General features: G+C 36.9%; 7 protein-coding genes. 1 reads left to right on the top strand and 6 read right to left on the bottom strand.

Annotated features, from left to right (window positions below; translation table 11 throughout):
• On the top strand, positions 1–248 hold a 248-nt coding region (locus A3844_RS29815; RefSeq protein ID WP_074109392.1), incomplete at its 5' end, for a MazG-like family protein.
• Between the two features lie 206 nt (positions 249–454).
• Here the strand turns inward: A3844_RS29815 and xerS are convergent.
• The 6 genes from xerS to A3844_RS32955 form a co-directional block, all read right to left on the bottom strand.
• Positions 455–1,525, bottom strand: coding sequence for a tyrosine recombinase XerS (xerS, locus tag A3844_RS29810; RefSeq protein WP_074109391.1), 1,071 nt, complete (start codon positions 1,523–1,525; stop codon positions 455–457).
• A 228-nt stretch (positions 1,526–1,753) separates the two neighbouring features.
• Positions 1,754–5,551 carry a hypothetical protein gene (locus tag A3844_RS29805; RefSeq protein ID WP_074109390.1) on the bottom strand — a complete coding sequence of 1,266 codons (3,798 nt, stop codon included), beginning with the start codon at positions 5,549–5,551 and terminating at the stop codon, positions 1,754–1,756.
• A gap of 502 nt (positions 5,552–6,053) precedes the next feature.
• Positions 6,054–6,401, bottom strand: a complete 348-nt coding sequence (locus A3844_RS29800; RefSeq protein ID WP_074109389.1) for a hypothetical protein — start codon at positions 6,399–6,401, stop codon at positions 6,054–6,056.
• On the bottom strand, positions 6,394–7,440 hold the full coding sequence (locus A3844_RS29795; protein WP_074109388.1) for a hypothetical protein: 1,047 nt from the start codon (positions 7,438–7,440) through the stop codon (positions 6,394–6,396). Before A3844_RS29795 ends, A3844_RS29800 begins: the two co-directional genes overlap by 8 nt.
• 788 nt (positions 7,441–8,228) lie before the next feature.
• Positions 8,229–8,918 carry a hypothetical protein gene (locus tag A3844_RS29790; RefSeq protein ID WP_074109387.1) on the bottom strand — a complete coding sequence of 230 codons (690 nt, stop codon included), beginning with the start codon at positions 8,916–8,918 and terminating at the stop codon, positions 8,229–8,231.
• Between the two features lie 606 nt (positions 8,919–9,524).
• The coding region (locus tag A3844_RS32955) for a hypothetical protein (RefSeq protein ID WP_167374774.1) at positions 9,525–9,862 on the bottom strand (338 nt) is incomplete at its 5' end.

The following is a 9,862-nucleotide window of genomic DNA, read 5'->3' as shown; positions in this document are numbered from 1 at the left end:
GATTTAATGTTACTGATATTTTCCAAGAATTTTGTTTTATATATGGTGAATTATCAGAAGCTTGCGAAGCTTATCTGAAAAAGAAAGACGATTTGGGTGAAGAATTGGCTGATGTTGCACTCTACTTAATAGGACTTTCGGAACTTCTAGGAATTAACTTGGAAGAAGAGATAATGCGTAAAATGGAAATAAATGAAAAAAGAACGTACGAAAATAAAGATGGTGTACTTACAAAAGTAAAAGAATAAAACTTTTCCTCACTCGGCACACAGTATGCACCTCATATAACCTCATATAAAGATAGGGACACATCCAATTGAAACAGGTGACGACGTCATTCCAAGCAAAGAAGCGTAACATTTATTTAATGGACAGAATTCATTTTACTATGTACATATGTACAAAATATGGATTTTGTGCAGATGTCAGAGAAAAACCGCGAAGCACCGCGGGTTTAACGATCCATGTTGTTTACAGCATTACGCATCTCTTCATCTGTTAAGTGTGTATATATCATAGTTGTTTGTATAGATGAATGCCCTAATTGATTCTTCAATCTTGGTACATCGTTGTTTTCCAAATGGTATCGCGTTGCAAACGAGTGTCTAAGCGAATGTACTGTTAGGGAGGGCTTCCCAAATGTAGTAGCGTATTTTTCAATCAGCTTTTCAATCGAGCGCCCAGTCAAACGCCGGCTTTTTCCTTTACGGCCAACAGGAGCTGCAATGAATAAAAAGCTTTCGTTTTTTTCTGGTAAATATCTTGATTCTCTGATCTGCAGATAACTTTCTAAATCCATTAAAGCCTGTTTGCTAAAGTAAACGTATTGTTCTTTATCACCTTTGCGGATCACCCGAACTAACGCTTTATTCAAATCCAGGTCATCCATATTAATGCCTGAAACCTCTGATAATCTAAGCCCGGAACCTAATATCAACGAAACAATCGCAGTGTCACGTTCACGGTTGAATTGATGAAACGTAAAGATCCGTTTATTCTCCTTATGCTTTTCGCCAAAATCATAGGCTACAAATTGTCTGAACAATTCAAAATCGTCTTCTCTAAGAATCTTTCCTTCAATGCGGTTTGCAATGGTTTCCTGGCTTTCTTTAACGGCATTCAGCTCCATCTTGGCCATAACATTTCGTTGAATATAAGGCTTCAGGTCACTGGTCTCAGCCTTGTTCTGAAGGTAATCAAACAAAGATTTTAGCGATGACAATTTTCGATTAATAGTAAGCTTCTTGTTTCCAAGCTGATAATCCAGGAATGACAAAAAGTTTTCGGTTTCACGGATGGTTAATCGCTCCAGTGTTTCTAATTGTATTTCTTTCCGGATTGATGAAGTTATATTCTCAGCGATAAGCCAATCAAAAAAGATAATGTAATCATGACAATAATTAAGAAGAGTCATCGGAGATAACTTGCGTTTTTTACTATCTATATATTCTGTAACATACCAAGGCAAATCAGACAGTTTCTCATCAATTCTTTGAATGTAGTGCATTTTTATCTGTTTATCCATATATGTATCAACCTCCGTAAATCCAATATATCTCATTAATATTTATTCGTCAAATTATTATTTTACGTAATTTTAATATGACTTAAGTAATCCTATAGTTTGATGCGTCACTATAAATTGATATTTCTTATATTTGAAATGTTACTTTGCCATTGTTTCATATTATTGCTGTTCGAAAAATCCCCGAAATTTTATTCCGGGGACCTAGTAAAATGCTTTTGTTAGGCCTTAGTCCTCAAAAAGATCTTCAGATGCCTGAAGTTGTGACTCATAATCGTAGGAAGAGGCCAACTGACGAAGTACGTCTGCTAAGCGATGGTACCCGTGAAGTTCTACTTCTTCTGCTTGCTTCCTATATTTTTCAGCTAATTCTTTCTCCTCTTTACCTGCTGTCCAGGAGTGAACTCCTCTCGAGTTATACAATTCAGTTCTATAACCTTCCCGCATATCCTTAGCATCTTTTTCATTTAATACCTTGGCTGCAGAATGATGTATCCAAAGTCCATCTGGATCAGCAGGTGTATAAATGAGCACGTGTCCAACCATAGTAAGTGCGACTTCCAAATGGCCAGATTCATGAGAAAGTTTTTTCACTTCTTCAAGCCAATTAATCAGAAAATCTCCATCGAATGTCCCTTCCCGACTACCTGGTGGTTTACTCCATTCTCTAAGTAAGTTATAAGCATTTGATGCTATATTTTTCTTATCCTCCGATGAATCATCTTCAGTTTGTTGCTCTTCATTTTTGGAGCGAAACACTGTGCGTATGACCTGACAAAAAAAAGTTGGTTGTTCAGCTAGTTGTTGCTCTAAAATTTTTGGTTTTGCATCAGGATAATGTCGAAGCAAAGTCAAATAACTCCATTCTATTTGTGCAAGCTCATCTTGGTTTGTTTTCTCTTCATTCTGTAGAGCCTTAATAATCTCTACAATGTCATGAGCATCAATTGATTGAATACCCTTAGGGGAAGCAAGCACTGCTCGTAGCACACGCACAGCTTGTTGGCTATCAATAGTGCCTTTATCATGTAATAGTTTGTCCAGGCATTTGACAGCGGCATGCGGTCGATTATATTGAAGTAAACAATCAATTGCCCAATCCAATTGTTCTTCTGTTTCATATGGATTTGCATTTGTTAGAGACCAATATAGTATTTGGTCCTCTCCAAGAAGATTTTCTAACCTCCCCCACGTCTCAGAACTGAAAGGTAGATATACAAGCAGTTGCGCTATTTGGGATTTACTCCAATTTGAAAAATCGAGATTATCAATCCATTGCCACCCATGTTTACGGAATGCCCCCAATATAAAGCCACCAACAAACCTCGACAATGAATCCATATTCGAAATAATTAATTCTGGAAGAATAGCTTTTTCAATAACATCCTCACCCAGTACGCCTGAAGCAAGTCCTACATACATTGGATGCTCAACAACCTTAGCAAAGTTTAGAAGCTCTTCAACACCTCCTGAAACCAAGATTTCCTTTACAGCCTTCTGTCTAAGCTCATCTAGCTTTCTCTGTTGTTCTTGATAATTCCCAAGTTCCTCAAATAAATGTGAATCGTAGTCATTAAAGATTCGTTGGTTTCGATAAAATGGGTCTACGGGAGAAAGACTGTCGGCAACAGTTTGGATATTATCAACCATTTCCGAAGGTATTGACCACTTTGCATCTGAAAACTTTCTGTGTCTTAAAATAAGAACCGTAAGTTCATTCCATATTTTAAAGCGAGCTTCTTGAGGTAAACAAAGAACTTCTGGAGAACTCAAGTAACTTAACAGTTCATCACCCACTGGCTGGGGCAAGTCTGAGAAACGTGAAATTAATTCATTTAGTTTTGATAAATCATGCTTAGAAGCTTCTATTAGTAATCGTGCATATCCGGATATCTGCTCCCAATATTCTTGATTCGTAACACCTTTAGTCCAATCATCTGAAATTAGTTCTCTCCACGATGGCTTATGAGAACCTGATGAGACTTGATGTGAACTAGGAAGAAGCTCTAATAGTAATTTCCACGCAACATCAGGAAACTCTAGGAAAAGGGTTGAGACAGCTACTTTTCTTTTTGAAACTGAGGCATTAGTCTGAGGCAACCACGGCAATAAGATAGTCGAGAGAGAATTAGCAGGACGATTAGCCCAGTTTCCACCTGGATCTTTTTGAGCAAGTTCTCCAAGTATCATAACTACACGGGTTAAATATTCAGCATCCCAAGCTAAGGTTTCCAATGCCCAAAGTAATCCTGTCATGTAATTGTGCCCCATCAATCCTGTACCCTCTTGCGAAAAAACGCTCTCAAATGGAGAGTAATCACTTGCTAATGCTTCTTCAACTGAACCAAGAAATTCATTTGGAGCTGCCTCAGCAAATAATGGTAAAAGATCATTCAGGCTGGCCCAAAGGATCCAGTCTGCACCAAAAAAGAGTTCCCTAATTGTTGTGGAGGCCGTCATCACAGCTTTTGCTGAGGAACATGATATCAACGCTTGTGCTTGGCTTCCTAGCAATGCCAATGTTTCTGCTATCCCTTTCCTAATTAGCTTAGAATGATTTAAATTCTTACCGTATATACTAGCCGCATACCTCTGATCACCAGGTAAATCGAATTGAGGGTCGCGTTCTTTTAAAACTGTCAATGCAATTTCTTTAAATCGGTCGAGAAGTTCATCATATATTCGTGGTCCAAGAGCATACCATCCCTCGTATCGCAAAACAAACTTCCAGTTACCCTCTCTATTGATTAGGGGACTGTTCGGACGAAGCGAAATATCACGAATCTTTCCGATCCAATCCCCGTAAAGGTTTCCCGAAAGTTTCTCCACGATTGATTTATCTGCATCAGACCGTTCATTCCATGCACCAAGTAGTTCTGCAATAACAAGTTCAGCTGCATCCGTTCTTTGAGCCCATTCCGCCATCAATGAAAGATGTTGGATACATCTAAGTAAGGAGCTTAAATTACCGTCACTTTTCTGCGCTAGAGTACGTGCTCGTTCCTCGTTGTATCCAGCCTTAACCAAAGCTTCTTTTAATTGATAACTTTTAGGGTTTGGAATAGTAACTCTGTTCGGATGCGGAATCCCGCCTGGTCTTCCGCTAAAGATGACCAAGTGCCTGCCTCTACGTGCTCTTTCCAGAAGTTTTGTACTTGTTTCTGTCTCATCAAGGTCAAAATTTGCAACTAGAAAATGAGGTGTTTTCAGAGAAACCATTGCATTCCAAGCTTCCACATTCGAAATGATAAGACAGCGCCCGGCGATATCCACTTTTGATTCTTCATCTAAGGATGCAACATGAGCAGCAACAAAATCTGCTACCTGTTCAGGAAAGAGGGTGTCTACTTTAAGTTGAAACAATGTTCCAGAAAATAGTTCATTCAATTTATCACTAGCCCCATTGCGGTTAGTAAGAAAGACTTCTGGTGTAAGAGGGGGAGGGTCTCCTATAGTTTTTAAATCTCCCCAATGTTGCTCTGCAGTTTGTATGTACTGGATAGGTAAATTCATAATCTCTGCAAGCCATGTTTCTACAGCGGGAAAATGGTGCAACCAATCTATAAGTACGGATCCATCTATTACACGAACATCGGCCCACTCGTTGTTCTGCCGTCTACTATGTAACCATTCAGCTTGCGCGTTCTCTTTCCATGTATGCTGCCAATCCCTTCTACCAGAAAGCGGTGTAACGAAGACAAATGTTGATTCTTTCCTTACCTCTTCTGGAGTTGCGTCAGTCAATCCATGATAATCCGATGTTGCTTTGTCTCTGGCGTTATATCCAGTACCAATTTCCCAGAACGATCTTCCTTCAGGTACAAAAGGATCGAAACTATATTCAGTATTTAATAATCCGTCAGGACCTGGCTGTCCAATACTATCTCCTAGTGGAAACCTGCGCTCCTTCGGATTTGGAGAAGACACAGCAACCAATCGCCAAACAAGTTCAACTATTTTCCCTTGAGCTTCTCGTGTATTTCCACGTACCCACTCATCAAGTTGATTCTCATTTATTAGACTCATAATTGAACGCATCCCTTCTGTACTTATAGAAATTGCTTAAACACAAGTTCGACAAAGATCTCTGTTATACCTTCATAAAAATGTTAACGGAAGATTACGGACTGAGTATTTTCATGTAATGGTGATAGTCTCTAACAAATAAGAAGAAGCCACACCAAATTGGAACAGCCCCTTTTTCTTTTCAACAGTATGTTTCCTGTTAAATGCATTTAGTATCTTCACAGTTATTCCATATAGGAGATTATTAATAGTGCCACTTTTTAATCGGTATCATCAAATTTTACGAGTAATAAATCGATTACCCCATAAGAAACATGCCGTAATTATGATTGAAAAAATTCTACTTGAGATAAATCGAAATCATGTGATAAGTAAAAGTTATGAGGATCTTCATTCTTGATGCAATCCTCTAGCCGTAAAATATGAAGAAGTATCATTTTAAAATAGGTCAATGTCGATTAGAAATACTAAAAACCTGCTTTATTTTTAAAACACAGAGTATTCAGATTCGAAGCTCCCTATAGTCTTCTCTACCGTCAGTAGCTTCGTCAATAATATACTCAGTAACCCGGATTCTTTCAAAACAAGTACTTAACAAGTAATAATGGATACCGAAATGATAACGATAAGGAACAGGGTTATAATGTTCAAGATTATTATCTGTCGGGTATCTAAAACGTGAAGAAGTTTCATCCACTCCATTTACCAATTTTACATAAAAATCAATTTGATTTGAGTGTGGAATCGAAAAAAAATTCATTGGTCCTTCAGCATGCTTATCTTTAGAACCATTCCATAGTCCAAGCAGATTGTGTTTCTTTGTGCTTATTAACTCAATAGCCTCATCCATCGTATTCTGCACATCTTGCACAAAGCTTTTTTAAAGATAATTCGATCGCATTGCGTAATAAATAGCAAACAGGATGATAACAGCTTATGTTACTTTTATGGTTCTCCGTAAAATCGCTTATGCGTTTTTTATATAGGTACTCGGCGCAATCGCTATACGCATCCGCATAGCGATTGAAATCTGTTGGTCTGTAATCTTCACCTATAACACATCTCAAATAATAATGTCCACCCTCTTCTAAAAATTCGGAACTACAATCAGGGTTATCAATGAAATCGCCTAACTTGTCAACTGCATAAGGGATTTCATTACATTCTTGAGGCAACTCTTTTATTAAACGTTGGAGCAAAGCAAAAGCATAACTAAACTTTGTTGAAATCTTAATTAAATCTATATCTTTTCGTTCTTCGAACACCTTCTTAACTTTTAAATGTCGATCAAACACATCGTTAGTCATATGAAACTTGTAAGGGTATCGAAAAGAATCCGACACTTTATCGAACAAGCTTATATTGTCAAAAAAGTCTCCTAACCATGTATATCCTGCCTTATCTTGATCCGGATTAATAGATAAGGCCGTCACTTCTTGATATAATGTGCTCAAATCATGTCGGGTTCTTCCAATGAATAACTTTCTCTCTGATTGATCCTGTACCTCTTGAAAATAAATCGCTTTGAGCAGAAGTTCTATACTTTGTCTGTACAGGTACACCATGGGGAAAAAAAGTGTGTCTAGGCGAGCTATGCTTGACTCGCTGGCCATATAATAAACAACTTCAGCAGCGGAAATCTGAAAGTTAATAGCCATCACCAAGAAGTCTTTCGATAAATCATTGAAATGTTGAATTTCACCTAATGCTTGCTCCAATCGTTCACGTGAAGGATATTCTTCTTTTAAATAATCGTATAGCCCTTGTTCATACCCTTCTAACTCATCACGTTTTACTTTTTCACCATAGTAAATATTTATAATTCTATTCAGTTTATTCTTGCTTAAATTACTGCAAATAAGTTCTTTGTTAACGGATATAAATGTCAAATCAAAACCTCCTTTATTTATTCTTTCTTAGGCTTATTCCCAGTTACCATTACGTCATTATATAGTGTTTTTTAGTCTACGATATCTCATATATCGATATCGTATAGATCTCAGTTGCTCAAACTTCTCACAATATTCGATGTTAAAGCTTGACGAGGCACTTTAGAGATTTTTACATAAATTTCTTTTGGTGCCGATAAGGAAGTTCCTACTCACTTGCTCGTTAGTGAGATAAGATCACCCTGACCACTACGATAATTGCTGTGAACTATCACTCTCGTCTTATTAAAGATGGCCAAGAGAGTCATATATGAAGCTCCATACTGTAAAACTCTCCCTGCTGCTTCTTAATTATTGCATATCAGGATATACACCTTATACGTCTACTACTTATATGATTCCTTCACGTACGGTACTACCAGTATTGGACAGTGTGATTCTCACATTTCAGCATTTATATTACATATGAGTGTCTCACGACGATCGTTTTTTTACGCGGTATTTTAATACCATAAACTTAGAATAGCAATGCTTATACTTTCTAAACAGTGACCCGACAATCTTAAGTAGCGAAAAAGGAATACAGAAAAGAAATGGGAATACAGAAAAGAAATGGGAATACAGAAAAATTTGGAGCAACACATCGAGGGCTGGTCTTTCTCTTCTTGGGACCTGTTTTATCAAAGCTTTGTACTCAGCAGGTGGAAAGCATTTAGTTGTATTCTGTAAAAGTTCAAGACTATTGCTTAATTTGCAGAAGCAATTGTTCCTAATAAGGAAACTAGACGTTAATCCAGCAATCCATATTTAATTAATTTTATTCCCAAGTGAGTTAAGTGAAATTGAGAATACTCGTATACCTCACCTTCAAGTCCAAAGTAGTTCATAGAGACTTGGCCCGGATTTAAGCCGAAGCCTGTATTTTCGATCACCATACCAGTTGCAACTAAGTGCTCATACTCAGTTCCCAAAAACCAGATTTGCTGATTATCTTCAATTGTTGAACCAGTCTGTCTTAAGAACTCAATTGTTAGAATATTCAGATCTTCAATAACAACCTTATCCAGGATGGAACACAATCTAGCAAATGTGGCAGAGTCAATTTTTTCGTACAAAAAAGCTGAAAAGACTTTGGCCAGAATTTTCGCCTTTTCCTTTGCTTCTTGTCTATCCAAGTAGACTAAGATTTGCTGGCTCAGTTTTTTTTGGTTCTTGGTATGTTTTTCGATAAAGCGGCGTCTGTCTTCTAAAGGAATGTTATAAAGCTCCTCAAAAAATAAACCTAGCTTTATAAACAAATGTCTATTACGAATACTGTCGATTAACTCTAATGTATCAGCAATTGTTCTCAGAACTGGAATGCTCTTTATTAACCCGTTATCGTATGCCTGATCTAACCCTGCTTCTCCAACTGATATAACTATCTTTTTCATAGGCTCATTTTTCATTAATTCGAATATATTAAAACTTCTTTTCACAATAGTTTCCTCCTCTTATCTCACCTATTTGTTTACCAGAAACTCCAGAATTGCCGTCCTCCCGTATCAATACGAATTCATTGCAAATCAGTTCAAAGTATTGTAGATGATGCCACTTAACGGCTTGGTTGAGAAAGCACTTTTATCTATATAATTTGAACTTAAGAAATGATGGTGTACTGACTAAACGGAACCCTTTTGGATCAAGGGTTTAGTCAAAAATGATAAATGTGGGTCTGTTTAAGATTTTAGAGTAAGAGTCCTTGTTATTCAGCTATCACGAACCCCCACTTAAAAGTGCATTTATTGCATAACCAGTCACTGTCAGTCTATGCGTCATATATACCAACTTGCTAACTATTGAGATTGAATGTTACTGTACTTAAAACTGGTTCCATTGCAATCAATGACAAAATTAATAATTAATAAAGAGAGTCAGTTTAGATGCTCTCTTTGAAATAGTTAACTGATAATAAAAAGCCGGCTTCATAGACCGGCTTATGCAAAGTCAAAGCAATCAAAATCTTACAATTCCTGCACCTGGTAACCAAAATTGTTTTCATAATATACCACATGTTGATGAAGTATAATTAGTACCAATCTAATTTAATATTTATTTATTTCGTTAGGAACAAGAACAGCCGCTAATCTATGTATACCTGATCTAGAATGATTTCTATAATTTTTATTGGTATATTCTATTAAAGTGTTCATTTTTTCACTCATCTGAGTAGCATTTTCCACACCAAAAAGTTCTTGTACATCATTAAAGTGACTCTTCTTCCGTAATTTCCTGAAAAAAGGTACTGTATTCTCTCTAATATATGGGCCCATATAAAGATCCCACTGAAAATAATCATCACTGAGATTGTAAAAATACATTAATACATAAATTAATAAATCTGCTTGAATTATTTGTGCATTAGAATACTTTGGTATAGTAG

This window comes from Paenibacillus helianthi (assembly GCF_001909055.1).
GTDB classification, from domain to species: Bacteria; Bacillota; Bacilli; order Paenibacillales; family Paenibacillaceae; genus Paenibacillus_AQ; species Paenibacillus_AQ helianthi.
This window is presented reverse-complemented; position numbering and strand designations above follow the sequence as displayed.